The organism is Nonomuraea sp. NPDC049480 (genome assembly GCF_044465905.1).
Lineage (GTDB): Bacteria > Actinomycetota > Actinomycetes > Streptosporangiales > Streptosporangiaceae > Nonomuraea.
In genome coordinates this window covers 150,300-176,131 of the sequence record NZ_JBITMD010000016.1, presented here as the reverse complement: position 1 = coordinate 176,131, position 25,832 = coordinate 150,300, and the positions used below count along the sequence as shown (strand labels likewise).

At 69.8% G+C, this 25,832-nt stretch carries 18 protein-coding genes and 1 pseudogene; 9 read left to right on the top strand and 10 right to left on the bottom strand.

The window, feature by feature from the left end; translation table 11 throughout:
* Positions 1–86 precede the first annotated feature (86 nt).
* Entirely contained in the window at positions 87–1,373 is a 1,287-nt protein-coding gene (locus ACIBX3_RS37590; protein ID WP_397125289.1) for an ABC transporter substrate-binding protein, read from the top strand.
* Positions 1,374–1,580: 207 nt separating this feature from the next.
* Entirely contained in the window at positions 1,581–2,849 is a 1,269-nt protein-coding gene (locus ACIBX3_RS37585) for an ABC transporter substrate-binding protein (protein WP_397125288.1), read from the top strand.
* Between the two features lie 3 nt (positions 2,850–2,852).
* On the opposite strand, the gene ACIBX3_RS37580 is transcribed toward ACIBX3_RS37585, so the two are convergent.
* A complete protein-coding gene (locus ACIBX3_RS37580; protein WP_397125287.1) occupies positions 2,853–3,554 on the bottom strand; it encodes a hypothetical protein in 702 nt (233 codons plus the stop codon).
* Positions 3,555–3,879: 325 nt separating this feature from the next.
* Here ACIBX3_RS37580 and ACIBX3_RS37575 point away from each other — a divergent pair, with 325 nt between their 5' ends.
* The gene (locus ACIBX3_RS37575; protein ID WP_397125286.1) at positions 3,880–5,175 is read left to right on the top strand and encodes an ABC transporter substrate-binding protein; all 1,296 of its coding nucleotides are present in this window, start codon (positions 3,880–3,882) and stop codon (positions 5,173–5,175) included.
* Positions 5,176–5,240: 65 nt separating this feature from the next.
* On the opposite strand, the gene ACIBX3_RS37570 is transcribed toward ACIBX3_RS37575, so the two are convergent.
* The 6 genes from ACIBX3_RS37570 to ACIBX3_RS37545 all read right to left on the bottom strand — a co-directional run bounded on the left by ACIBX3_RS37570 (position 5,241) and on the right by ACIBX3_RS37545 (position 10,492).
* The gene (locus ACIBX3_RS37570) at positions 5,241–5,633 is read right to left on the bottom strand and encodes a hypothetical protein (protein ID WP_397125285.1); all 393 of its coding nucleotides are present in this window, start codon (positions 5,631–5,633) and stop codon (positions 5,241–5,243) included.
* Positions 5,634–5,700: 67 nt separating this feature from the next.
* Positions 5,701–6,483 carry an ABC transporter ATP-binding protein gene (locus ACIBX3_RS37565; RefSeq protein ID WP_397125284.1) on the bottom strand — a complete coding sequence of 261 codons (783 nt, stop codon included), beginning with the start codon at positions 6,481–6,483 and terminating at the stop codon, positions 5,701–5,703.
* Positions 6,480–7,418: an ABC transporter ATP-binding protein gene (locus tag ACIBX3_RS37560; protein ID WP_397125283.1), complete on the bottom strand. Its 939-nt coding sequence runs from the start codon at positions 7,416–7,418 to the stop codon at positions 6,480–6,482. Before ACIBX3_RS37560 ends, ACIBX3_RS37565 begins: the two co-directional genes overlap by 4 nt.
* The gene (locus ACIBX3_RS37555; protein WP_397125282.1) at positions 7,408–8,406 is read right to left on the bottom strand and encodes a branched-chain amino acid ABC transporter permease; all 999 of its coding nucleotides are present in this window, start codon (positions 8,404–8,406) and stop codon (positions 7,408–7,410) included. Before ACIBX3_RS37555 ends, ACIBX3_RS37560 begins: the two co-directional genes overlap by 11 nt.
* Before the next feature lie 16 nt (positions 8,407–8,422).
* Positions 8,423–9,721, bottom strand: a complete 1,299-nt coding sequence (locus ACIBX3_RS37550; RefSeq protein WP_397125281.1) for a branched-chain amino acid ABC transporter permease — start codon at positions 9,719–9,721, stop codon at positions 8,423–8,425.
* A gap of 399 nt (positions 9,722–10,120) precedes the next feature.
* Positions 10,121–10,492: a PaaI family thioesterase gene (locus ACIBX3_RS37545; protein WP_397125378.1), complete on the bottom strand. Its 372-nt coding sequence runs from the start codon at positions 10,490–10,492 to the stop codon at positions 10,121–10,123.
* 104 nt (positions 10,493–10,596) lie between these two features.
* Here ACIBX3_RS37545 and polA point away from each other — a divergent pair, with 104 nt between their 5' ends.
* From polA to ACIBX3_RS37520, 5 genes are all read left to right on the top strand, one after another.
* On the top strand, positions 10,597–13,287 hold the full coding sequence (gene polA, locus ACIBX3_RS37540) for a DNA polymerase I (RefSeq protein WP_397125280.1): 2,691 nt from the start codon (positions 10,597–10,599) through the stop codon (positions 13,285–13,287).
* A gap of 122 nt (positions 13,288–13,409) precedes the next feature.
* Complete coding sequence (locus tag ACIBX3_RS37535) at positions 13,410–14,504, top strand: polysaccharide deacetylase family protein (protein WP_397125279.1); 1,095 nt, start codon at positions 13,410–13,412, stop codon at positions 14,502–14,504.
* A 192-nt stretch (positions 14,505–14,696) separates the two neighbouring features.
* Complete coding sequence (rpsA, locus tag ACIBX3_RS37530) at positions 14,697–16,178, top strand: 30S ribosomal protein S1 (RefSeq protein ID WP_397125278.1); 1,482 nt, start codon at positions 14,697–14,699, stop codon at positions 16,176–16,178.
* A 169-nt stretch (positions 16,179–16,347) separates the two neighbouring features.
* A complete protein-coding gene (locus ACIBX3_RS37525) occupies positions 16,348–17,481 on the top strand; it encodes an epoxide hydrolase family protein (RefSeq protein ID WP_397125277.1) in 1,134 nt (377 codons plus the stop codon).
* Positions 17,482–17,546: 65 nt separating this feature from the next.
* On the top strand, positions 17,547–18,026 hold the full coding sequence (locus tag ACIBX3_RS37520) for a GNAT family N-acetyltransferase (protein WP_397125377.1): 480 nt from the start codon (positions 17,547–17,549) through the stop codon (positions 18,024–18,026).
* A gap of 430 nt (positions 18,027–18,456) precedes the next feature.
* Here ACIBX3_RS37520 and ACIBX3_RS37515 read toward each other — a convergent pair.
* A pseudogene (locus ACIBX3_RS37515) lies at positions 18,457–18,597 on the bottom strand (Clp protease N-terminal domain-containing protein); the annotation flags it as partial.
* A 47-nt stretch (positions 18,598–18,644) separates the two neighbouring features.
* Between ACIBX3_RS37515 and coaE the strand changes: the two are divergent.
* Complete coding sequence (gene coaE / locus ACIBX3_RS37510; RefSeq protein WP_397125276.1) at positions 18,645–19,247, top strand: dephospho-CoA kinase; 603 nt, start codon at positions 18,645–18,647, stop codon at positions 19,245–19,247.
* Positions 19,248–19,278: 31 nt separating this feature from the next.
* Here coaE and ACIBX3_RS37505 read toward each other — a convergent pair whose 3' ends face one another.
* Positions 19,279–20,034 carry a hypothetical protein gene (locus ACIBX3_RS37505; RefSeq protein WP_397125275.1) on the bottom strand — a complete coding sequence of 252 codons (756 nt, stop codon included), beginning with the start codon at positions 20,032–20,034 and terminating at the stop codon, positions 19,279–19,281.
* Positions 20,035–20,220: 186 nt separating this feature from the next.
* Positions 20,221–25,812, bottom strand: coding sequence for a TIR domain-containing protein (locus tag ACIBX3_RS37500; RefSeq protein ID WP_397125274.1), 5,592 nt, complete (start codon positions 25,810–25,812; stop codon positions 20,221–20,223).
* Between the last annotated feature and the right edge of the window lie 20 nt (positions 25,813–25,832).

Sequence of the window (25,832 nt, the reverse complement as noted above, 5' to 3'; positions counted from 1 at the left end):
CTTCGGGTGCTTTCACCGGTGGCGTTCCGGCGCGTAACTGATGGGCGGATGGAAGGTCCGCTCATCTTCGAACGGAGACGCTTTCGATGATCCGCATTTTCCGCACGCCGGTCGTCGTCGCCGCGGCGTGCCTGGCCCTGGCGGCCTGCTCGGGCGGTGGCACGACCGCTGTCCCTGAGGCCTCGGGCACCGCTTCCGCTTCGCCCTCTGCGATGGGCAAGGGAGACGGAACGCTGAAGATCGGTACGCTTCTGCCGCAGACGGGCTCGCTCGCGTATCTGGGGCCGCCCATGTTCACGGGTGTCGATCTGGCGCTCAAGGAGATCAACGAGGCCGGTGGGGTGCTGGGCAAGCCGGTCGCCAAGTCGGACACGGACTCGGGGGACACGACGACGAACATCGCGTCGCAGTCGGCGGACAAGCTGCTGGCGCAGAAGGTGGACGCGATCGTGGGCGCGGCCTCGTCGTCGGTGTCGGAGTCGGTGATCGACAAGATCGTGGGGGCGGGGGTGCTGCAGTTCTCGCCTGCGAACACCTCGGACGCGTTCACCTCGATCGACGATGACGGGCTGTATTTCCGTACGGCGCCGCCGGACAAGCTGCAGGGGCGGGTGCTGGGTGACCTGGTGGTGAGCGATGGCAATGACACCATCGGCATCCTGGCGATGCAGGACACGTACGGCTCCGGTCTGGCGGACCAGGTGACCGAGACGGCGGAGGCGGCGGGGGGCACGGTCGTGGAGCGGGTGGACTATGACCCGAAGGCGGCGGACTTCTCGGCGGACGTGGCCAAGATCAAGGCGAAGAATCCGAAGGGGATCGTGCTGATCGGGTTCCAGGAGACCGCCAAGGTCGTGAACGAACTGGTCAAGCAAGGTCTGACGGCTGACAAGCACAAGTGGTACATGGTGGACGGCAACATGTCGAACACCAACTTCGTCAAGGCGCCGAAGGGGACGCTGGACGGCGTCAAGGGCACGTTGCCGGGGGCGGCGGCGCCGGAGGCGTTCCAGAAGCGGCTGCTGACGGTCAGGGCCGATCTGACGGAGTTCACGTATGCGGCGGAGTCGTACGACGCGGTGACCTTGATCGCTCTGGCCGCCGAGCTGGCCAAGGACGACTCGGGGGCGGCCATCGCGGCGAAGCTCGTCGACATCAGCAAGGGCGGCGAGAAGTGCACGGGCTTCAAGCAGTGCGTGGATCTGCTGAAGGCCGGCAAGGACGTCGACTACGACGGTGTCAGCGGTCCGGTCGACTTCAACGACGTGGGTGATCCGTCGGTGGCGACGATCGGCGTCTACCAGTATGGCGCGGACAACAAGTTCAACGCGGCCAAGGCGCTGGAGTATCGCACGGGCAACATCGCCGGGTGAGTGGCTGTCGTCGGTTCCCGCCCTGGTCCGGGTTCCCGGGCCGGGGCGGTGGCGGTGTGACGGGCAGCCGTTGCCGCGGTGACCCCGTCCACTACCATAGGTGTTCAGGACATCACAAATCCACACATAAGCCGCGTCAGAACCCTGCTCCCCCTCCGCGGTCAGGCATGTGAGATCGGGGGCACTTTCATGATCCGCATTGCTTCGGTGGGGCGCCTTACGGCCGTCGCGGCCGCGGCGAGCCTGGCCCTGGCGGCCTGTGGCGAGAGCGGGAGCGACACGTCCGGGAGCCGGACCGCCACGTCCGCGGCGCCGGCCGCCGCGAAGGGCGACGGCACGCTGACGATCGGCACGGTGCTGCCGCAGACCGGCTCGCTGGCGTTCCTGGGCCCGCCCCAGTTCGCCGGGGTCGACCAGGCCGTCAAGGAGATCAACGAGGCCGGGGGCGTGCTCGGCCGGCCGGTCGTCAAGGTGCACACGGACTCGGGCGACACGACCACGAACATCGCCTCGCAGTCGGTGGACAAGCTGCTGGCCCAGAAGGCGGACGCCGTCATCGGCGCGGCCTCGTCGTCGGTGTCGGAGTCGATCATCGACAGGGTCACCGGTGCCGGCGTGGTGCAGTTCTCGCCCGCGAACACCTCCGACAAGTTCACCACGATCGACGACAAGGGTCTCTACTTCCGCACGGCGCCGCCGGACAAGCTGCAGGGCCGCGTACTGGGCGACCTGATCGCCGCCGACGGCAACGACACCATCGGCATCCTGGCCGTGCAGGACTCCTACGGCTCCGGTCTGGCCGACCAGATCACCAAGGCGGCCGAGGAGGCCGGCGCCGGCGTCGTGGAGCGGGTGGACTACGACCCGAGGGCGGCGGAGTTCTCCGCCGACGTGGCCAGGATCAAGGCGAAGAACCCGAGGGCGGTCGTGCTGATCGGGTTCGAGGAGGGCGCCAAGGTCGTGAGCGAGCTGGTCAAGCAGGGGCTGACGGCCGACAGGGTGAAGTGGTACATGGTGGACGGCACTATGTCGAACACCAACTACCTGAGGATGCCCCAGGGCACGCTCAAGGGCGTCAAGGGCACCATTCCGGGCGCCGAGGCGCCGGACGTGTTCAGGAAGAAGCTGCTCAGCGTGGACGAGGAGCTGAAGGACTTCACCTACGCCGCGGAGTCGTACGACGCCGCGATCCTGATCGCCCTGGCGGCCGCGGCGGCCGAGGACGACGCCGGGCGGTCGATCGCCTCCAAGCTCGCCGAGGTGAGCAGGGGCGGCGAGAAGTGCAGGGCCTTCAGGGACTGCGCGGACCTGCTCGCAGGCGGCAGGGACATCGACTACGACGGCGTCAGCGGCCCGATCGAGTTCGACGACGCCGGTGATCCGTCCGTGGCCACGATCGGCGTCTACCAGTACGGCGACGACAACAGGTATTCCGGCGAGGCGCTGGAGTACCGCACCGGCAGCATCGAACGCTGAGCCTCAGCTCAGGCCGCACGCCTCCAGAACGTACGCGATGAGGCGGTTCTGCAGCGGCTTGGGCGGCACCACGGTGATCACTTGCTCCTCGCCCCCGTCGATGCTGACCCGCACGGGGAAAAGGAACGCCTTCTTCGCCTCGCCGAGCGAGTGCGGGTCGCAGCGGGCCGGCGTGAGCTCGATCGGCGCCTCCAGGCGCTGCGCGGTCGCGTCCAGCACGCCCAGGGTCTTGCGCTCGGTCGTGACGTTGTAGTGGGTGGTGCCACCCATCTCGTTCAGCGCCACGGTGCCGGGGCGGTGCCGCGTGACCACCAGGTCGCCCCGCATGACCTTGCCCGACTTCTTCCACTCCGGGCCGAACTCGATGCTCACCACCTGCTTGATCAGGAACTCGGTGCACTCGTCCCGCACCAGCCTGGCCAGCAGCGGGTCGGGGTGCCCAAGCGGGAAGACCACCTTGCGCGGCGGCTCGGAGCCCGTGCTGATGTGCGCCACGACCGTCGCCGGCTGCACCTCGGGCAGGCCCTGCGGGGAGCAGTTGGCGGCCCCGTACGGGATCTGGAGGTCCGTACGCTCCGTACGCTTGACAGTGGAGTCGATCTTTTCCGGGGGTAACGTGGCGAAGGACGGCGTGACCAGCTGGGCGTCGGCGAAGTACACCGGCGTGTCAGTGGTGTTGCGGACGGCCACTTGCATCCTGTGCACGGGCTCGTCGGAACGCCATTGGCCCAGAGAGACCGATACCCCGGGAGGAGGGGCCGTGTCAGGTGGCGGGGGCGGCTCGGATGCGGCGCACCCGGCAAGGACGATCACCATGACGAGGATGAGCGTTGTGGGCTTCACCTGTCGCACATTAGGCATGCTTTTGCAGGTTCGTAAGTTGAGGACTGATTACGACTCCGCATCCAAGTGCCGACAGTTTCTCTCTGCACCTAGCCCAGCACGCTGGGGTTTTGTACCTTTTCCAGCATTCGATCGGGAACGCTCGGCGGTGCTGACGGCTCCCGGCCTGGAATGAAGGAGACACTTCATGATCCGCATTGCTCCCGTGGGGCGGGCGCTGGCTGTCGTGGCTGCCACCAGCCTCGCTCTGACAGCCTGCGGCGGTGGCAGTAATACCGCCACCCAAACCTCGCCATCGGCGCCGGCATCCTCGGCGCCGGCCGCCACGAAGGGCGACGGCACTCTTACTCTCGGCACCCTGCTGCCCCAGACCGGTTCGCTGGCCTTCCTCGGGCCGCCCGAGTTCGCCGGTGTCGACCTGGCGCTCAAGGAGATCAACGAGGCCGGTGGCGTGCTCGGCAAGCCTGTGGCCAAGTTCGACACGGACTCGGGTGACACGTCCACCAACATCGCCTCGCAGTCGGTGGACAAGCTGCTGGCGCAGAAGGCGGACGCCGTCATCGGCGCCGCGTCCTCGTCGGTGTCGGAGTCGGTGATCGACAAGATCGTGGGCGCGGGCGTGGTGCACTTCTCGCCGGCCAACACCTCGGACAAGTTCACCACGATCGACGACAAGGGTCTCTACTTCCGTACGGCCCCGCCGGACAAGCTGCAGGGCCGCGTGCTGGGCGACCTGATCGTCGCCGACGGCAGCGACACGGTCGGCATCCTGGCGATGCAGGACTCCTACGGCACGGGCCTGGCCGACCAGGTGCAGAAGACCGTCACCGACGGTGGCGGCGAAGTGGTCGAGCGCGTGGACTACGACCCGAAGGCCGCGGACTTCTCCGCCGACGTCGCCAAGATCAAGGCGAAGAACCCGAAGGCGATCGTGCTGATCGGCTTCGACGAGACCCAGAAGGTCGTCGGCGAGCTGGTCAAGCAGGGCCTGCCGGCCAGCAAGGTCAAGTGGTACATGGTGGACGGCAACATGTCCAACTCGAACTACCTGAAGATGCCCAAGGGCACGCTCGAAGGCGTCAAGGGCACCTACCCCGGCGCCGCGGCTCCCGACGAGTTCCGTCAGAAGCTGCTCGGCATCAACAGCAAGCTGACGGACTTCAGCTACGCCCCCGAGTCCTACGACGCGGCCAACCTGATCGCGCTGGCGGCCGAGGCGGCCAAGAGCGACGCCGGTGCTGACATCGCGGCCAAGCTGGCCGAGACCAGCAAGGGCGGCGAGAAGTGCAAGAGCTTCAAGGAGTGCGTCGACCTGCTGAAGGCCGGTAAGGACATCGACTACGACGGCGTCAGCGGTCCGGTCGAGTTCAACGACGCCGGTGACCCGGCTGTCGCCACCATCGGCATCTACCAGTACGAAGCGAACAACAAGTTCAACGCGGCCAAGGCGCTCGAGTACCGCACCGGCAACATCGAAGGCTGATCAAGCGTCAGATAGGCGAGGGCCCGGCCGTCACGGCCGGGCCCTTCGCCATGGGGCGCCCCTGGTCATTTGCAGCCGGCCACGATCTGGTCGGCCGCGGCGCGGTACTCCTTCAACAGCGTCACCTGCCGCTCGCGCGGCACGTCGTTCCTGGACAACGCCTTGCCGGTCCGCTTGACGGTCTCCACCGCCCCGCTCAGCGAGCGGGGGAGCCGGTCGCCGAACTCCAGCGTGATCCCGTACGACTCCGCCAGGCGGCTGATCACGGCGTCCTCGAAGTTCTGCCGCTCCTCCTGGCCTTTCGGCTGCAGCATGAGTTCCGCGTACCCGATGGCGGAGACCACTCGGGCGCACGGGCTGTCGGTGGGGTCGCCGCCGGTGCTGTACTTCTCCGCCGAGGAGGCATCGTCCTGGCAGCCGACGAGCAGGACGGGCAGGATGAGCGCGACTGTCGCCAAACGTTTCACAGTGCTCATTAAAAACGGCGGAGGGGCTCCAGGGGAGCCCCTCCGCCGTTTTATCGGTTTACGCCTTGGCCAGCGTGCCCAGGTACAGCTCGATGACCTTGGGGTCGTTGGCGAGCTGACGGCCGGTGCCGGTGTAGGCGTTGCGGCCCTGGTCGAGGACGTAGCCGCGGTGGCAGATCTGCAGGCAGCGGCGTGCGTTCTGCTCCACCATGATGACGGTGACGCCCGCCTTGTTGATCTGCTGGGCCTGGATGAACACCAGGTCCTGCAGCTTGGGTGACAGGCCGGCGGACGGCTCGTCGAGCAGCAGGACCGACGGCTCGGTCATCAGCGCCCTGGCCATCGCCACCATCTGCCGCTCACCGCCGGACAGGGACCCGGCGCGCTGCTTGCGCCGCTCCTTGAGCGCGGGGAACAGCTCCGCGACGAACTCGAAGCGCTCCTTGAACTTCCCCGGCACCTGGAAGGCGCCCATCTCGAGGTTCTCCTCGATGGTGAGGCTGGGGAAGACGTTGTTGGTCTGCGGCACGTATCCGACGCCGCGGGAGACCAGCGAGTGCGCCTTCATGTTCGTGATGTTCTCACCCTTGAGCAGCACCGTGCCGCTGCGGATGTTGACCAGCCCGAACATGGCCTTGAGCAGCGTCGACTTGCCGGCGCCGTTGGGGCCGATGATGCCGATCAGCTCGCCGTCTTTGACGTACAGGTCGGAGCCGTTGAGGATGTTGACCCCCGGCAGGTAGCCGGCGATCAGCTCGTCGCACCGCAGGATGGCGTCCTCGGCGCCCTCCAGGTGCGCGCTGCGGTCGGTGACGGCCGCTTGGGAATCCGGGACGGTCACTTCTGCGTCTCCTCTTCGATCTCGGCCTCCAGCGCCGCCTCAGCCTCGTGGAGCTGCGCCTCCAGCTCGCTCTCGGAGAGCGGCGCGTCGTGGTGCGCGCCCAGGTAGGCGTCGATCACGCGCTCGTCGGACATGATCGTCGAGGGTGGGCCCTCGGCGATGACGTTGCCCTGCGCCATGACGATCACCCAGTCGCTGATGTCGCGGACCATGTCCATGTCGTGCTCGACGAACAGCACCGTCATGCCCTGGTCGCGCAAGTCCTTGACGTGGCCGAGCAGCGACTGGGTCAGCGCCGGGTTGACGCCGGCCATCGGCTCGTCGAGCATGACCAGCTCGGGCTGGACCATGAGCGCGCGGGCCATCTCCAGCAGCTTGCGCTGGCCGCCGGACAGCGATCCGGCGAAATCCTCGCTCTTGGCGTCGAGCTTGAAGCGGGCCAGCAGTTCCACGGCCCGCGCCGTGATCTCGTCCTCCTGCTGGCGCCAAGTGCCCGGGATGAGGGCCCGCCAGAAGCTCTCGCCCTTCTGCTGCTGGGCTCCCAGGCGCATGTTCTCCAGCACGGTCAGCCTGGACAGCGCCTTGGTGAGCTGGAAGGTGCGCACCATGCCGGCGCGGGCCACCTTGTGCGCGGGCACGCCGTTCATGCTGCGCCCGTTGAACGTCCACGAGCCGGAGTCGGCCGTGTCGAAGCCGGTCAGCTGGTTGAAGAACGTGGTCTTGCCCGCTCCGTTGGGACCGATCAGCGCGGTGATGGAGCCGCGCTGGATCTCGACGTGGCCCACCTCGACGGCGGTGAGACCGCCGAAGCGGCGCACGACGTTGTCCACGACGAGGATCGGGTCCGGCTTGGGCACGCCTGGATCGCGAGGCAGGTCCTTGAAGGCTGCCAGCGCCGCGGCCTTACGCTCGCTGGTGGTGGTTTCAGCGTGCATTGATTGCTATCTCCCTCTTGTCACCGAAGATGCCCTGTGGCCGGAAGATGAGCAACAGGATCAAGCCGAGACCCACCATGATCCAGCGCACCGCGCCGACCTGGTTCACGGTCAGGAAGGTGATGTAGCCGGAGCCGACCGCCTCGGCGAGCACGCCGTAGATGAGGACCAGCAGCACCCAGAACAACATCGAGCCGACCACGGGGCCGAGCACGCGGGCGGCGCCGCCGAGGATGACCATCGTGTACATGTAGAACGTGGTCTCGGTGCCGAACACGTCCGGCTGCACCGAGCCGTACGCCAGGCCGTAGATGAAGCCGCCGAGGCAGCCGATGACGCCGCCCAGGACCAGCGACTGCATCTTGTACGAGAAGACGCTCTTGCCGAGGCTGCGCACGGCGTCCTCGTCCTCGCGGATGGCCTTGAGCACGCGGCCCCACGGGCTCTTCATCAGCAGGTAGACGATGCCGCAGCACAGGGCGACCAGCAGCCAGCCGACGAGCATGACCCAGAGCGTGCGGTAGTTGAAGAAGATGGGTATCGGGCCGAGGTTGAAGCCGTAGTCCCCTTCGGGGAAGGGGTTGAGCGCGTAGAAGCCCTCGGTGAAGCCCCGCCGGCCGTCGGAGCCGCCGAAGATGTCCTTGAACGCCACGGATCGGAAGACGAGCCTGATGATCTCGGCCACCGCGATGGTGACGATGGCCAGATAGTCGGCGCGCAGTTGCAGCGTCGGGATGCCCATCAGGAGCGCCAGGAGCACCGCTGCCGCCAGGCCGACCAAGATGCCGACCCAGAAGGGCAGTCCCAGGACGGTGACGGTGACGGCCAGCCCGTAGCCGGCCACGCCCATGAACGCGGCCTGGCCGAAGTTGAGCAGGCCGGTGTAGCCGAAGTGGATGTTGATGCCGATGGCCGCCAGGCCGTACAGCACCGTCTCCACGTTGATGGCGGCCTTGATGGTGGTGCTGAAGATCGTGATCCAGTCCATTCTGATCCTCCCCCGATCAGCCGATCCGCTCGCGGCGGCCCAGGATGCCCTGTGGCCGGACGAGGAGCACGATGATGAGCACTGCCAGCGCGCCGACGCTCTTGAGCTCCGGCGGCACCCACAGCGTGGAGACCTGGATGAACAGGCCCACCACCAGTGAGCCGACCAGGGCACCGAACGCGGTGCCGAGCCCGCCGAGCGTCACGCCGGCGAAGATGAGCAGCAGGATTTCCTGGCCCATCGTGTATTTCAGGTTCTGCGAGAGGCCCAGCATGATGCCGGCCAGCGCGGCGATGGCGCCGCCCAGCGTCCAGATGATCCTGATCACCCGGTCGACGTTGATGCCGGACGAGGCCGCCAGCGCGGGGTTGTCGGCCACGGCGCGGGCCGCCTTGCCGGTGCGGGTGCGCAGCAGCGCGAAGCCGACGACGACCAGGACGGCGAGCTCGATGCCCATGGCGACGAAGTTCTTGGGGGCGGCGGAGATGGGGCCGACCTCGATGCCCGGTTGCGCCGTGTACTGCGCGTAGGCCTCGTTCTCACCGCCGAAGAAGATCAGGAGTACGTAGCGCATGAAAAGCGCCACGCCGATCGAGATGATCATCATCGCGATGACGCCGGTGCCGCGCCTGCGCAGCTGGCCCCAGAAGAAGCGGTCCTGCCCGTAGCCGAGCGCGCCCGCCACGATGACGGAGATGACCGCGGCGGGGATCAGATGGATCCCGAAGCCCACGTTGAACCCGTAGGCGAGAACCGCGCCGAGCGTGACCAGCTCGCCGTGGGCGAAGTTGGTCAGGCCGGTCGTGCCGTAGATGAGCGACAGACCGAGCGCGGCCAGGGCGATGATCAGGCCGAGGTTGAATCCCTCGAACGTGAGCTGCGCGGCCCGCGTCCAGAACGAGCTGTCGGCGGCGTCCGTGTCCTGCTGCTGTTGCTGCCCCGCGGCGCCCTTGGGCTGCAGCGCGAACAGCACCGCGGAGCAGTTGCCCTCGTACACGGTGGGTGTGCGGACGTTGTTGCCCCCGCGGATCTCGGCGTTCTGCGGAAGGGACGCGGCGTCCAGGGTGACCTTGTACTTGCCTGGATCGTCGACCTCGGCTTCCCAGGCGCCTTGAGCGTTGGTGGTGACCTCCTTGACGGGTTGCCCGCTCTCGGTGGTCACCGCAATTTTGGCGCCGTTCACTGGCTGGCCTTGGAGTTTGAGTGTTCCCCTCAGGCCCTGCTCGCAGTCGGCGGGACCCGCGTGGGCGGGCCCGGCCAGCAGGAAGATGAGTCCACCCAGAAAGGCCGTGAACGCGATCACGGCTCTGCGCAATGGTGCTCCCTCAAAGTTAGGTCAAGGCGGGGCTGTGCCCGTCCATCTCGACACGCGCGCATCCCAGGCACGCTGGAATGCAATGGCGGGAGCCTATTCCCGCGACGCCCGGTTCAGTACCGTTCGTCACCAATTAGTGACAAGGGCGTGTCGCTCATGTGAGGAAACAACGCGCCAGGTCAGGGGCTGAATCGAGAGAGACGCCTGGCGGTCGCGAAAACGGATTCGTAACAATCCTGAGGGGACATGAACGAGCCCGCGGGGCCGGCCTTTGGGGCCATGTAGGGCTTCCCCGGCCGTACACGTTATCTACCGGGCCTCCCCCGCGGGCTCGCGTTCGGACAACCGTAGCGACCCGCGGGGCCGGTGCGCAAAGAATCGGTCGAAGTGACGGAAGGTTCATCGGTCGCGCAACATGCATGTGAGCCGGGAGGTGCACACGCGACGTCCCTGCTCATCGCTGATCTCGATGTCGTATGTCGCCAAAGTGCGGCCGCCGTGCAACCTGGTCGCGACGCCGGTGACGTAGCCCGAGGCCGCCGCGCGGTGATGGGTCGCGTTGATCTCCACGCCCAGCGCGATGCGGTCGGGACCGGCGTGGATGGCCGCCGCCACCGATCCCAGCGTCTCCGCGAGCACCGCCGAGGCGCCGCCGTGCAGCAGCCCGTACGGCTGCGTGTTGCCCTCGACCGGCATCCTGCCCACGACCCGGTCCGGTCCGGCCTCGAGGAACTCGATCCCCATCCGATCGGCCAGCGTGCCGTCGTGCATGCCGCTCACCGTGAGGAGATCCAGAGGGTTGGTCTGCGTCAAAGGGGCGTCTCCACTCTTCCGGGCTCAGGTCTTCTGTCGTAGTCGCAGACTAGGCTTCGTGTGTGCCGAAGAGTGAAGTGACCCCCAGCCGCCCGTGCCTGTTGCTGCTCGACGGGCATTCCCTGGCCTATCGCGCGTTCTACGCGCTCAAGGACGCCAACCTGATGACCACCGACGGTCAGCACACCGAGGCGGTCTACGGGTTCACCTCGATGCTGACCAACGTCCTGCGCGACGAGCAGCCGACCCACGTGGCAGTGGCCTTCGACCGGTCGGAGCCGACGTTCCGCCATGAGGAATACTCCGACTACAAGGCCAACAGAGCCGAGACGCCCGAGGACTTCCGCGGCCAGATGCAGCTCATCTTCGAGCTGCTCGACACGCTGCGCATCCCGCGGCTGTCCAAGGCCGGGTTCGAGGCCGACGACCTCATCGCCACGCTCGCCACCCGCGCCTCCGCCCAGGGCATGAACGTTCTGATCGTCAGCGGCGACCGCGACACGCTGCAGCTCGTCGACGAGCACGTCACCGTCCTGATGACGCGGCGCGGCATCAGCGACATGACCCGGTTCACGCCCGAGGCGGTCGAGGAGAAATACGGCCTGACCCCGGTGCAATACCCCGACTTCGCGGCGCTGCGCGGCGACCCCAGCGACAACCTGCTGAGCATCCCCAGCGTGGGGGAGAAGACCGCGGCCAAGTGGGTGCGCGAGTTCGGCTCGCTGACCGCGCTGATCGACCGGGTCGACGAGGTCAAGGGCAAGGTCGGCGACAAGCTGCGCGAGCACGTCGCCCAGGTGCTGATGAACCGGCGGCTCACCGAGCTGCTGCGCGACGTCCCGGTCGACGTCGAGCTCGACGACCTCAAGCAGGGCACCTGGGAGCGCGAGGAGATCAACAAGCTGTTCGACACCCTGCAGATCCGCGGCGAGCTGCGCGAGCGGGTGTTCAAGGTGCTGGGCACCGGCGAGCAGGAGCCCGACCAGGGCTTCGAGGTCGAGACCGTGCTGCTCGGCCCCGACCGCGTCGCCGGCTGGCTGGCCGCGCTGCCCGAGGGCCGCGCCGGGCTGGCCTTCAAGGGCGTCTACGGCAGCGGCACCGGCCGCATCGACGGCATCGCCATCGCCTCGCCCGCCGGCACCGCCGCCCACATCGACCCGGTCAAGCTCACCGAGGCCGACGAGACGGCCCTGCGGGCCTGGCTGGGCGACGAGACCAGGCCCAAGGCCGTCCACGACGCCAAGGGGCCCATCCTGGCCCTGTGGGCGCAGGGCATGGAGCTGCGCGGCCTCGGCTGCGACACCGCCCTGGCCGCCTACCTGGCGATGCCCGGGCAGCGCACGTTCGCGCTGGAGGACCTCGCCCGCCGCTACCTCAACCGCGACCTGCGGGCCGAGAAGGAGTCCAACGGGCAGGCCGCGCTGTTCGGCGACGACGAGGACGCCCCGGCCAAGGACCTCGCGCTGCGCGCCCACGCCGTGCGCGAGCTGGCCGAGTCCCTGGAGCGCTTCCTCGCCGGGCGCGGGGGCACCCAGCTGCTCGGCGACGTCGAGCAGCCGCTGCTGCACGTGCTGGCCGAGCTGGAGCGCGCGGGCATCGCCGTCGACAGCCAATACTTCGCCGGCCTGGAGGCCGAGTTCGGCGCCGCGGTCAAGCACGCCGTGGAGGAGGCGCACCGCGCGGTCGGCGAGCAGTTCAACCTGGGCTCGCCCAAGCAGCTGCAGGAGATCCTCTTCACCAAGCTCAACCTGCCCAAGACCAAGAAGATCAAGACCGGCTACAGCACCGACGCCGACCAGCTCGCCTGGCTCGCGACCCAGACCGAGCACGAGCTGCCCACGATCATGCTGCGCCACCGCGACCAGCAGAAGCTGCGCACCACGGTGGAGGGCCTGATCAAGGAGATCGGCGACGACGGCCGCATCCACACCACGTTCAACCAGATCATCGCGGCCACGGGCCGGCTGTCGTCGGAGAAGCCCAACCTGCAGAACATCCCGATCCGCACCGCCGAGGGCCGCCGCATCCGGCAGGGCTTCGTGGTCGGCGAGGGCTACGAGACGCTGCTGACGGCCGACTACAGCCAGATCGAGCTGCGCATCATGGCCCACCTGTCGGGCGACGAGGCACTGATCGCCGCCTTCGAGTCCGGGCACGACTTCCACCAGGCCACCGCGGCGCGCGTGTTCGACCTGCCGCCCGAGCAGATCGACGGCGAGCTGCGCGCCCGCATCAAGGCGATGAACTACGGCCTGGCCTACGGCCTGTCCGACTTCGGGCTGGCCGGCCAGCTCAACATCGCGGTGTCGGAGGCGCGGGCGCTGAAGGAGGAATACTTCGAGGAGTTCGGCGGCGTGCGCGACTTCCTGCACGCCATCGTCGCCCAGGCACGCAGCGACGGCTACACCGAGACGATCATGGGCCGCCGCCGCTACCTGCCCGACCTCACCAGCGACAACCGCCAGCGGCGCGAGATGGCCGAGCGGATGGCGCTCAACGCGCCCATCCAGGGCTCGGCCGCCGACATCATCAAGGTCGCCATGCTCCACGTCCACCAGGCGATCCGCGAGGAGGGGCTGTCCTCCCGGATGCTCCTGCAGGTCCACGACGAGCTCGTGTTCGAGGTGGCGCCAGGGGAGCTGGAGCAGCTCACGCAGCTCGTCTGCGACCAGATGAACGCCGCCTACCGCCTGCGGGTCCCGCTGGAGGTCTCCGTGGGCGTCGGACGCACCTGGGAGGACGCCGGGCACTGATCGCGTACGGCGGCCGGCACGCCCCGTATGTCGCATGCGCCCGGCGAGTCACGGACGGATCTGCACTAAAGGGATCTGCACTAACCTGAAGTGTCTCTTCCCCCGAGCGGCACGGGAGTTGTGTGCGGACATCAGCGTCGCTCACGCGGATCATCGGCCTCACCAACGCCGTCGTGGTCACCGTGGCGATCATCGGGTTGAGCCTCATGCCGTCCGAGAGCCGGCCGCACGCCAAGCCGCCGGTCGGGACACAGGTCCAGCAGAGCGTTCCGGAACCCGGCACGACCCCGGTCGGCCAGCCGCCCGGGGTCGTCGCCACACCCGAGTTCGCCAAGCAGGTCGGCGCCAACGAGCTCGGGCTGGTGCCGGTGCTGATGTACCACCGGATCGCCGGCAAGCGGCTGGCCTCCCTCGACAGGACGCCCGGCCAGCTCAGGGAGGAGCTGGAGAAGCTGGCGAAGAAGGGATACGTGCCGATCACCGCCAGGGAGTTCGCCACCGGCGACATCCGGGTGCCGGCGGGGAGGTTCCCGGTGGTGCTGACGTTCGACGACGGGCATCCCAGCCACTTCGCGCTGGACGCGGGCGGCAACCCCGCCCCCGGCACGGCGGTCGCCGTGATCCAGGAGGTGGCCGCCCGATATCCGGACTTCCGGCCGGTCGCCACGTTCTGGATCAACAAGGAGCCGTTCGGGCTGCGCGACCAGGCGTCCCAGGCGGCCGCCGTACGGTGGCTGGTCGACCACGGCTACGAAGTGGCCAACCACACCTGGGGCCACCCCAACCTGCGCTGGCTCAAGAGGAAGAAGGTCCGCGAGCAGATCGTCCGGCTGGAGCGGCTGCTCAAGAAGCTCGGCGTGCCGTCGTCCAGGACGATCGCGCTGCCGTACGGGATGATGCCGCACGGCAAGAAGTCCGCACGGAGCGGATCATGGGACGGCACGCGCTATGATTTCGCCGGCGTGTTCCTCGCGGGAGCCGAGCCATCGGTTTCGCCCTACGCGAAAAATTTCGACCGGGGAGCGATCCAGCGCATCCAGAGCAACGGCAAGAAAGGCGAGTGCCGCAAGTGGTGCTCGCAATACTGGCTGGAGTGGCTGGACAGGCACCCTGGCGAGCGTTTCGTCTCCGACGGCGACCCCGACCGGATCTCCATACCGGGGACGCTTAGAGGTAATATCGTCGCCAAGCGTGGGCTCCAGGTCATTGCGTACTGACCGCTCCCCGGATTGACCCCACGTCCCAGGTCTCATATGCTGATCGCTGCGCTGTGGGCTCGCGCGCGCCTCAGACGGAGCGGGCTCGCGCTCGGTCACGTCGATGTCGTAACTACTCGGCTTGATGCGGAAGAGGGCCTGCCGCGCATCCGCCACATCGACATCCTGTCCGCGTTCGGAGCAATTCCACACATGACGTCCAGCACTGAGGTCACCTCGAGCACCCCGCAGGTAGCGGTCAACGACATCGGGTCCGAGGAAGCCTTCCTCGCCGCGATCGACGAGACCATCAAGTACTTCAACGACGGTGACATTGTTGAGGGCACCGTCGTCAAGGTCGATCGAGACGAGGTCCTTCTCGATATCGGCTACAAGACCGAGGGTGTCATCCCCTCGCGCGAGCTTTCGATCAAGCACGATGTCGATCCCGCTGACGTCGTGGAGGTCGGCGAACACGTCGAGGCCCTGGTTCTCCAGAAGGAGGACAAGGAGGGCCGCCTGATCCTGTCCAAGAAGCGCGCCCAGTACGAGCGCGCCTGGGGCACGATCGAGAAGATCAAGGACGAGGACGGCATCGTCACCGGCACCGTCATCGAGGTCGTCAAGGGTGGTCTCATCCTCGACATCGGCCTGCGTGGCTTCCTCCCGGCGTCCCTGGTCGAGATGCGACGTGTCCGCGATCTGCAGCCGTATGTCGGCCGTGAGCTCGAGGCCAAGATCATAGAGCTCGACAAGAACCGCAACAACGTGGTCCTGTCGCGCCGCGCCTGGCTCGAGCAGACGCAGTCCGAGGTTCGCCAGACGTTCCTCAACACCCTCCAGAAGGGTCAGGTCCGCAAGGGCGTCGTCTCCTCGATCGTCAACTTCGGCGCCTTCGTGGACCTCGGCGGCGTCGACGGCCTGGTCCACGTGTCCGAGCTGTCCTGGAAGCACATCGACCACCCGTCCGAGGTCGTCGAAGTCGGCCAGGAGGTCACGGTCGAGGTCCTCGACGTCGACATGGAGCGCGAGCGCGTCTCCCTGTCGCTGAAGGCGACCCAGGAAGACCCGTGGCAGCAGTTCGCCCGCACCCACCAGATCGGCCAGGTCGTGCCGGGCCGCGTCACCAAGCTGGTGCCGTTCGGCGCGTTCGTCCGGGTCGAGGAGGGCATCGAGGGCCTGGTCCACATCTCCGAGCTGGCCGAGCGCCACGTGGAGATCCCGGAGCAGGTCGTCCAGGTCGGCGACGAGATCTTCGTGAAGATCATCGACATCGACCTCGACCGTCGTCGCATCAGCCTCTCGCTGAAGCAGGCCAACGAGGGCGTGGGCACCGAGGTCGAGTTCGACCCGACGCTCTACGGCATGGCGGCCACCTACGACGACCAGGGCAACTACATCTACCCCGAGGGCTTCGACCCGGAGACCGGGGAGTGGCTCGAGGGCTTCGACAAGCAGCGTGAGGAGTGGGAGCGGCAGTACGCCGAGGCCCAGACCCGCTTCGAGGCTCACAGGAAGCAGATCGAGGAGGCCCGCAAGGCCGAGGCCGAGGCCGGCGAAGCCGCTCCCTCGTCCTACAGCGGCGAGACCCAGGCTCCGCAGGGCGGCTCCACGTCGGCTCCCGCCGGCGGCGCGCTCGCCTCTGACGAGGCGCTCGCGGCCCTGCGCGAGAAGCTCGCGGGCGGCCAGAGCTGATCTGAGGCCCTGACCGGCTTTACCTAAAGGCCCCGCACGGTGACGTGCGGGGCCTTTCGCGTTCCCGGGATGCGCCGCCGGGGCGCGTGCTGAGGAACTCGTGCCGGAGTCCGGGCCGCCGGGGTATTGCGGAACGATTCTTGCCGCATTCACGTCTAACGTTGTCCGCATGGAAGAGATCAAGCCGTTCCGCATCGACATCCCGCAGGCCGACCTCGACGACCTGAGAGAGCGGCTGCGGCGTACCAGATGGGCCCGGCAGCTGCCCGGCGGGTGGAGCCGCGGCGTGCCGGTCGGATATGTGCGTGAGCTGGCCGAACACTGGGCCGGCGGGTTCGACTGGCGCGAGCGGGAGGCGAGGCTGAACGCCTTCCCCCAGTTCACCACCGAGATCGACGGGCAGACCGTCCACTTCCTCCACGCGCGCTCGCCGGAGCCCGGCGCGCTGCCGCTGATCATGACGCACAGCTGGCCGAACACCGTCGCCGAGTTCCTCGACGTCATCGGGCCGCTCGCCGACCCGCGCGCCCACGGGCTCGACCCCGACGTTGCCTTCCACGTCGTCGCGCCGTCACTGCCCGGTTTCGCGTTCTCGCCCTTCCCCGAGCCCGCCGACGAGCGGCCGTGGAACATCGCGAGGGTGGCGCGCACGTGGGCCGAGCTGATGCGCAGGCTCGGGTACGACCGGTACGGGGCGCACGGCAACGACGCCGGGGCGCTCGTCACGCCGCAGCTGGCCGCGCTGGCCCCGGAGCACGTGACCGGCGCGCTCATCACGGCCGGGCTCGGCATCCCCACCGGGGACCCCGCCGAGCTGGAGGGGCTGAGCGAAGAGGAGCTGGCCGAGCTGAAGGGGATGACCGAGTGGACGACCGGCGGCAGCGGCTACGGGCCCTATCTGGCCGCCCGGCCGCAGACGCTCGCCCACGGGTTCGCCGACTCGCCGGTGGCGCAGCTGGCCTACCTGGTGGAGCGGTTCAAGGAGTTCGACGGCTGGGGGTCGCAGGCCGAGCCCCTCGATCGTGACCTGGTGCTGACCAACGCCAGCCTGTACTGGCTGACGGAGACCGGCGGATCGTCCTCCTGGACGTACTACGAGGGCGCGGCCGGCCTGCCCATCGACCAGAAGGTGGTGCCGACCGGGACCACCCACGGCGGGCCGGCGCTGCTGCGGCGGATCGCCGAGCGCAAGAACGACATCGTGTACTGGGGCGAGGCGCACAGCCCCAGCCACATGGTCGCCATGGCGTCGCCGGACACGCTGATCGAGGGCATCCGCGCGTTTTTCCGTATTGTCCGCTGACGCGGGCGAAGGCCTCAACCGGCGGGTGGACCTGGGAGCCTGGGACTCGTCCGCCCGATAGGGTGCTGCGCGTGACGATCGAGCAGGCGGTGGCGGCGGACGCGGGGGAGATCCTCACCGTGCAGCGGGCGGCTTACGTGAGCGAGGCCCAGCTCTACGGAGATCCGTACATCCCGCCGCTCGTCGAGTCGCTGGAGCAAATGCGCAAGGTCATCGAGACCGCCGTCGTGCTCAAGGCCGTCGACGCCGGCCGGATCGTCGGCGCCGTGCGGGGGCGGCTGTCCGGCACCACCTGCCTGGTCGGCCGGCTCGTCGTCGCGCCCGACCGGCAGGGGCAAAGGCTGGGCACGGCACTGCTGACCGCGCTGCACGAGCAGGTGCCGCAGGCCACCGCGTTCGACCTGTTCACCGGGCACCTGTCGGAGGCCAACCTGCGGCTTTACCGCCGGCTGGGCTATCGGGAGACCCACCGCGAGCGGATGGACGATCACCTGATGATGGTTCACCTGCGCAGGCAGCCAGATCGATCCCCTCCTCCGCGATGATCATGGCGCGGCCCATGTCGTCGTCGACCCAGTTCCAGCTCCACCGCCACTCCGATCCCGCCGGATGCTCGGCGTCGAGCCGGTCGAGCACCGGCTGAAGCCTGGACGCGGGCACGACGATCTGGTGCCGGCCGCGCCACGGGACGTGCACGGGCGGGTCGAGCGGCGGCACCTGGACTCCGTGCCCGCGCAGCGCTTCCACCACCCGGGCCGGGTCCAGGCCGAACTGGTGCAGCGGCGTCGCCTCCCTGTTCCCCGCGTCGTAGGCCAGCGCGAGGAGCCAGTGCTCGGGTGCCGGGTCCCGCCGGCCCGCGGCCAGCGCCAGGCCGGTGGCGATGCCGCACAGCTTGGAGAAGGCCGGGTTGGCGAAGCCGCCCACCCCGTGGCCCGGCCGCACCCCGTGACGCAGGCACTCCAGCGCCCGCGCCCGGTCGAGCCCGGCCTCCGCCAGCACGCGGGCGGCGACCGAGTCGCCGGTCAGCAGGGCCGGAACGATGTGCTGCGGGCCCACCCAGTCGTCGCCGGCCGCCGCGGCCTGCTCGTGCGCCGCCCGTATGATCGAGGTCGTCATACTTCGATGATGACCCCGTGCGCCGCGATGGTGGATAGGCTTTCCCGGTGTTGAAGATTGGGCTCACCGGCGGCATCGGCTCCGGCAAGAGCGAGGTGTCCAAGCGGCTCGCGGCCCGGGGAGCCGTCGTGATCGACGCCGACAAGATCGCGCGTGAGGTGGTCGAGCCCGGCACGGTCGGCCTGGCGCGGGTGGTGGCGGCGTTCGGGGACGAGGTGCTCCACCGGGACGGGTCGCTCAATCGCGAGAAACTCGGATCGATCGTCTTCGCCGACTCCGAGAAGCTGGCGGCGCTCAATGCGATCGTCCATCCGCTGGTGGGGGAGCGGGTGGCGCAGCTGCAGAGCGAGGCGCCCGACGACGCGATCCTCGTCTACGACGTGCCGCTGCTGGCGGAGAACAAGCTGGCGCCGATGTACGACGTGGTCATCGTCGTGGACGCGGCCGACGACGTGCGCATCGGGCGGCTGGCCGAGCGCAGGGGGATGGCCGACGCCGACGCCAAGGCCCGCATCGCGGCGCAGGCGAGCCGGGAGGAGCGGCTGGCGGTCGCGGACATCGTCCTTCCCAACGACGGCTCTCTGGAGGAGCTGGACACGCTGGTGAGCGACGTGTGGGACGAGCTCCTCAGGCGGGCCGCCCGCGGCTGAGCGGAGCCCTGGGGCGCCGTTCGCCGCTGATCTACGATGGCTTGGTTTCCTGGACCGGGGCCTGGCCGCCCTGGCGCCGAGGGGTCTGCCGGCCGGTCGGTGAGGGCGGGGAGGCCGGGGAGGCCGGGGAGGTCGGGCGGCCGCTCGGCGTGCCGGTGGACGATGACGGGCTCGCCGGGCCGCCCACCATGCCGTCGCTCGTGTGGCGGGTGACGACGGACGTCTTCCTCGGCCGGACGGCCCGCGGGCGGACGGCCCGCGGGCGGACGGAGCGCGACCGAGGCTCCCGGGTCCGCGTCACCCGCGCTCCTTGCGGCCGGATCACCCCGGGCGTGGTCGGGACTCCGGCGGCCGCAATGGTGCTGGAGGGCGGAGCGGAAGGGCTCGGAGAGCCGTGGGAGACCGGGGAACCCGTGGCGGGGATGCCGGACCTCGGGGTGATCGGGGCAGGGGTGGTCGCCGGGCTGCGGCTGAGGGCCGCCGCGGGAGGCGAGGTACGATCGGCGGCCGGGTCCGGGACCGGGACGGGGTCGAGCGTGGTCCGGAAGCCGGGAACGCCGATCAGGATCCCGGCCACGACCAGGTTGACCACGCCGGCCAGCACGGCAGCGATCTTCACGGCCCGCGACCGGCCTTCGGACGCGGGCTCGCCGGTCACGGCCGACCGGCCTTCGGGTAACAGATCGCCCGTCACGGCCGGCCGGGGCTCCCAGTCGCCTTCGCCGGTCACGAGCGCGGCTCCCGGCAGGTAGACATACGTGATCCCTTTCGCGATGCTGGCCGCCACCGAAACGATCTAGGCATGGATCTTGCCACAGTCGTTGTGGCTCCCGCAGACAACCGGCACAGTGCGCCGTCGTAGCCGTGGGCCTGAGCGCCGCACTCGGACCGGGCCCGGCCGCTGCGGCGGCCGGGCGGTCGACGGCGGCCCCGAGCAGCGCGTGGACTACGAGGTGTACTGACAGGCGGCGCGTCAGAAGGACGAGTCGAGCGGCACCTGCCGCACCCCGGTCAGGTACGGGTCCAGCTCGCCCAGCTCGAACCGCGACATCCCGATGACGTGCCAGAACTGCCCCGCCGGCTCCCCCTGGATCTTGTAGCGGCCGTCGGGCGCCAGCGCCGCCCACCCCTCGGGCAGCCCCAGCAGGGTGGCCCGCCGCTCGGCGCCCTCCCAGAGGATCACCACGCCGTCGTCGCCCGCGCTGGCCAGCAGGCCGGAGACGGGGCAGAAGGCCACCGACCACACCCGGCGGGCGTGCCCGGCCAGCGCGTGCAGCTGCCGCCCGCTCACGGTGTCCCACACCCGCACCATCAGGTCGTCGCCACCGGTGGCCAGGCAGTCGCCGGAGGCGTTGAACGCCACACTCCACAGCCGCCCGTCATGCCCGCCGAACGTGTGCACCGGCCGCGGCTGCCAGGGCTGCCCGGGGCGCAGCTCCCACACCATGGCCCGGCCGTCGTTGCTCGCGCTGGCCAGGTGCCGGCCCGAGGGGGAGAAGGCCACCGAGTAGATCCGGTCGGTGTGCCCCTCGAGGGTGGCCACCCGGCCGCCGGAGGCCACGTGCCAGATGCGGACGAGCTTGTCGTCGCAGCCCGTGGCCACGTACGCGCCGTCCGGGCTGAACGCGATCGACCGCACCCGCCCCCGGTGATCCGCCAGGTTGGCCGCCAGCCGCCCGGTCGGGCGGTACCAGATCCTGACGCTGTCGTCGTCGTTGGCCGTGGCCAGCATGTTCCCGTCGGGGCTGAACGCCTCGGCCCAGACGTGGTCGGTCTCGGCGTTGAGCTCGCGCTCGTAGTCGCCGGTGGTGGCGTTCCAGAAGTGCACGCCGCCGTCGTTGCTGGAGGTGGCCAGCACCGGCCCGGCGGGGGAGAACAGGGCGGAGATCAGCCGGTCGGAGGTGCCGCTGAACTCCCGCAGCCGCCGCCCCGTGCGCGGCTCCCACACGCGGACGACGCCGTCGTTGCCGCTGGTCGCCAGCATCGACCCGTCGGCGCTGAACCGCACCGACGAGATGCGCCGCCCGTGCCCGCGCAGCACCCACTGGCACTGTCCTGTGCCGGCGTCCCACAGCCGCACGGTGCCGTCGTTGCTGCTGGTGGCCAGTTGCTGGCCGTCGGGCCGGAACACGAAAGGCCACACCGAGCTGCGGTGCCCGGCCAATTCCACCCGCTGCCCGCCCCCGGCCGGCTGGCGCCCCGCCCCGCCGGCAGCCTGCAGCCGCACGACTCCGCCCGAGTCGCCGCTGGCCAGGACCTGCCTGTCGGGGCTGAACGTCACCTGGTAGACGGCCGCCGCGTGCGTGGTGTGCGTGCCGAGCGCCTGCCCCGCCGGATCCCACAGGCGTACGGCGCCGGCCGTGTCGCCGGTCGCCAGCAGCGACCCGTCGGGCGAGAACGCCACGCAGTAGACGCTGCCCGCGTGCCCGGTCAGCGTGTGCAGGAGCGTCCACGTGGCGGTGTCCCACAGGCGTACGATGCCCGCCTCGTCGCCGGTGGCCAGCAGCCGGCCGTCAGGGCTCGGCACCGCGCGGTAGACGCTGCCCCGGTGGCCGTCGAGCGTGCCGCGCATCCGTCCCGACTCCAGGTCCCAGACCCGCACCACGCCCGCCGAGTCGCCCGTCACCAGCGTCGAACGGCCGAACGCGGCCGTGTAGATCGGCGCCTGGTGCCCGTCCAGCTCGTGGACCGGCCGGCCGGTGGCCGTCTCCCACACGCGGACCACGCCGTCCCCGCCACCGGCCGCCACCAGGTCGCCCGCCGGGCTGAGGCGTACCGGCCACACCCCGTCGGCGTGGCCGGTCAGCGTGCGCAGCCGCTCGCCGGTGAGGGCGTCCCACAGCAGCACGGTGCCGTCGCTGGCGCCCGTGGCCAGCAGGTCGCCCGCGAAGGTGACGGCGTAGACGCGGCCCCGGTGGCCCTGCAGCGTGCGCACGGGCGCGCCGCCGACGCACAGCAGCACGCCGCCGTCCTCGTTGCCGACGGCGATGGTGGTGCCGTCGGGACTGTACGCGATCGGCTCCGGCAGGCGGCTGGTCTGGAAGTGGTACCCGTACGGGACGCCGATCCCGGCGGGCGCGAACTCCACCTCCACCGGCTGCCCGGGCACCACCGCCGCGCCGTGCAGGTGCGGCAGCGTGCCCGTCACGTTGATCAGTGCGGTGCGGTGCCAGCGGGCGCCCTCGACCGCCACGTCGCTCATGTCCACCTGCGTCAGCCGCGCCCCGGACAGGTCCGCGCCGGTCAGGTCGGCCCCGGTGAGCACGGCGCCGTCCAGCCGCGCCCCCACCAGCTTGGCGTCGCGCAGGGTGGCCCTGGACAGGTTCGTGCCCGCGAGCGTGGCCTCGGACAGGTCGGCGCCGGTCAGGTCGACCTCCCGCAGGTCCCTGGCCGACAGATCCTCCCCCTTGAGGTTCGCGCCGCGCAGGTCGGCGCGGGCGGGAGTGCGCAGCCTGGCCGCGATCTTGACCGCGTTCGCCCTGGACACGTCGTCGGCGGGCGGGTCCGCGACCCACCCGCGCAGCGCCCGCACGTCGGCCAGGTCGCACAGGAACTCCACCGTGAGCGCCGACAGCGACCGGCGCGACAGCGGCGCGAGGTCGCCCAGGGCGATGTGCCGGGCGATCAGCCACTCCATCACCGACGTGTGGATGAACCCGAACATCCCCTCCTCGGTCCGCACCAGCAGACTTCCCGAACCCATCGCGTGCGCGGCGTGCGCGGCCGACAGCTGCCCGCTGGCCAGGTCGGTCAGCGTCTCACCGATCTCGGTCAGCTCGTCCACGCCCAGCAGCGACTCCCCGGACTCCCACAGCCGCAGCGCCAGCGCCGTCACCGCCTGCCACAGCTCGCCGGTGGTCAGCGCCGCGGCCGAGCCGGGGACCCTGGCCCGCCGCTCCTCGAAGGCCAGCCACGCGCCCAGGATCTCCTCGTACAGCAGCGCCGGGCTGATCGTGTGCCGCGCGCCGGCCACCGTGCGCAGCCGGTCGGCGTCGAGGTCGGCGATGAAGCTGAGCATGCGCGGGTTCTGCGCCAGCGCGAGCAGGTCCTGGATCTCGCCCATGAGCGACAGGCGGGCCCGCGCCTCGTCGCCGTCGTCGAACCTGTTGGCCAGGTACGAGCGGATCTGGTCATGCGTGAAGTCCTCGACGCTGAGCACCCGGCGCTGAGGCAGCACCCCCACCATCTCACCGAGCGAGGTCAGCACCTGGCTGTGTGACTTGAAGTGCTGCGTGCGGCTGGCCACCACGATCTTCGCCTTGTCCTCGGCCGCCGCCAGTAACGTGGCCAGGTGGTCGGCCGCCCGGTCGTACGTCAGCCGGGTCACCAGCTCGTCGAAGCCGTCGAACAGCAGCACGATCCGCCCCTGCCGCAGCAGGTAGCGGAAGGCCTTGAGGTCGATGACCTCCTCGCCGTGGCTCGCCAGGTGCGCCGCCACCAGCGCGTCCACCGAGTGCGCCTTGTCCAGGACGCGCAGCTCGATGAGGATCGGCGTCAGGTGCGGCAGCTCGGCGGGGATGCGGCGGGCCAGCTCACGCAGCGCGAACGTCTTGCCGTGGCCGAATTCGCCCAGCAGCAGCAGGAAGCGGCCGTGGTCGGCGGACAGCAGCCGCATCAGCTCGTCGGCCAGACCTTGCTTGATCTGGTTGCCCGGCCGGTCCAGCTCGCGGTAGCGCTGCGGAACGTACAGGTCCGGCGGGTAGCGGCGGTCGCTCGTCAGCCTGGCCGTCTGCTCGGTGACGTAGCCGGTCAGGTCGAGCAGGCCCTGGAACTCGGTGAAGCTGCGCAGCCGCACCCCCTTGCGCATGAGGTCGTCGCGCATCGCGCGGGGCGCCGGCGGGCCCTGGTAGACCAGCTCGGCGGACAGGCCGGCGGCGTGCGCCTGCCGCACGAAGGCGTCCGCGGCCTCGCCGGTCAGCTCGCCGGCGTGCGCGCCGATCATCGTCTGGCGGACGAACCCGTCCTCCGGGTGGGTGACCACGAGGTGGGAGGCGAACCTGCGGATCCTGGCCCGCTCGTGCCGGGCCTCGCAGACCTCGGTGATGCGGTCGAGCAGCAGCTCGACCGGGCTCGGCTCACGCTCGTCCGGCTTGGGCCCGGGCGGCGGCGCGGGCTCGGTCTCGCCGGTGAACGTCGCCCGCACGGCCCGCCACTTGTACGGCGCCTGCTCGGGCTCGCCCTCCTCGGGCCGCCACACGCGCAGCCCGTCCGGCGTGATCTCGACGACCTGGTGCCTTCCGGCGCGGGGCGCGGCGATCCGGCCCTCGGCGGCGTCCCCGGCCCCGCCGTGGAAGAGCAGGTTGAGCCGGTGCGCCAGCAGCCGCTCGAACGTCGGCGCGTCCCGCAGCTCGGCCGGCGGGTGCCCGATCGCGCCCAGCCGCAGCCACGCGCCCTCCTCGTACGGCCGCAGCCGCTCGGCGAACCAGGCCGCCTGCGCCTCGCCCAGCAGCGCGTACGCGTCCCGCTCCAGATGGCTCATCGCCATCGTCGAGTTGAGCCCCGCCACGACCACCTTCAGATCGGGCACCTCGAACAGCGTCCACGGTTGCCCGCCGTCGAACAGCCGGTCGTCCAGCCCCTGGTACACCTCGCCGAACAGCCCCGCGAAATGCCGCCACTTCGGCCAGTACGGTGGCTGCGGGCTCACGTCGTCGGCCTCGCAGGTCATGAAGTAGGCGCTGGCGGCCGCCTTGGTGACGTCGCGCGGCCCCGGCAGCAGCACCAGCCGGTGCGGCTCCAGCCCGAGCAGCAGCCGCAGATCGGTCACGAACCGCGTCGCCTGCCCGAACTGCCCCAGGCTGCCGGACTCCGTCAGATCGCCGCTGACGAGCATCAGGTCGGGGCGGGGCGTGCCCCGGTCGTACATGGCGGTCAGGTCCGCCCAGATCCGCGCCTGCATGTCCTCCGGCGTGAACGGATCGCCGGGATCGGGCAGCGCCCGGCCGAACCGGGGGCCGCCGATGTGCAGCACGCTGATCGATTCCCGGCCGTGGTCCGAGCTCGTCGCGGGCGGGAACTTCGGCGCCGTGACCGGCGTGCGGCGGGCCCTGGCCCTCTCGCGCGGCGGGGGCGGCAGCGTCGGCGCGGCCGCCGGCACGAAGGAGCCGTCGGGGAACGCCGGAGCCGACTCCGGCTTCGCCCGTCCCGCCAGCGCCTCCCTGACCCGGCCCAGCAGCAGCGCCCTGGCCTGTCCCGGATCGGTGACGCCGAGCAGGTCGACCCAGGTGATCGTGGACAGCAGGCCCTCCAGCTGGACGTCCTCCAGCCGGATCGTGACGAGCTTGCTGGAGGGGTTGTCCGGGTTCGCGCGCAGCGCCGCCTGCCACTCCATCCGGCCGTATCGCGAGGTGAGATAGTTGCGCGAGAGCACCGCCACAACCAGCTGCGCCTCGCTGACCCCGCGGTCCATGAAGTCGATGAAGTTGGTGCCCGGCACGAAGTCCCACGCCTGGATCATGGTCCGGTGGCCCGCCGCCTCCAGTTCCCAGGCGATCCAGGTGGCCCAGGCCGTGTCGGCCGGGGAGTAGCTGACGAAGATGTCGGTCGGCCTGCCGTCACGTGACATGCCCCCTAGTATCCCCGCGA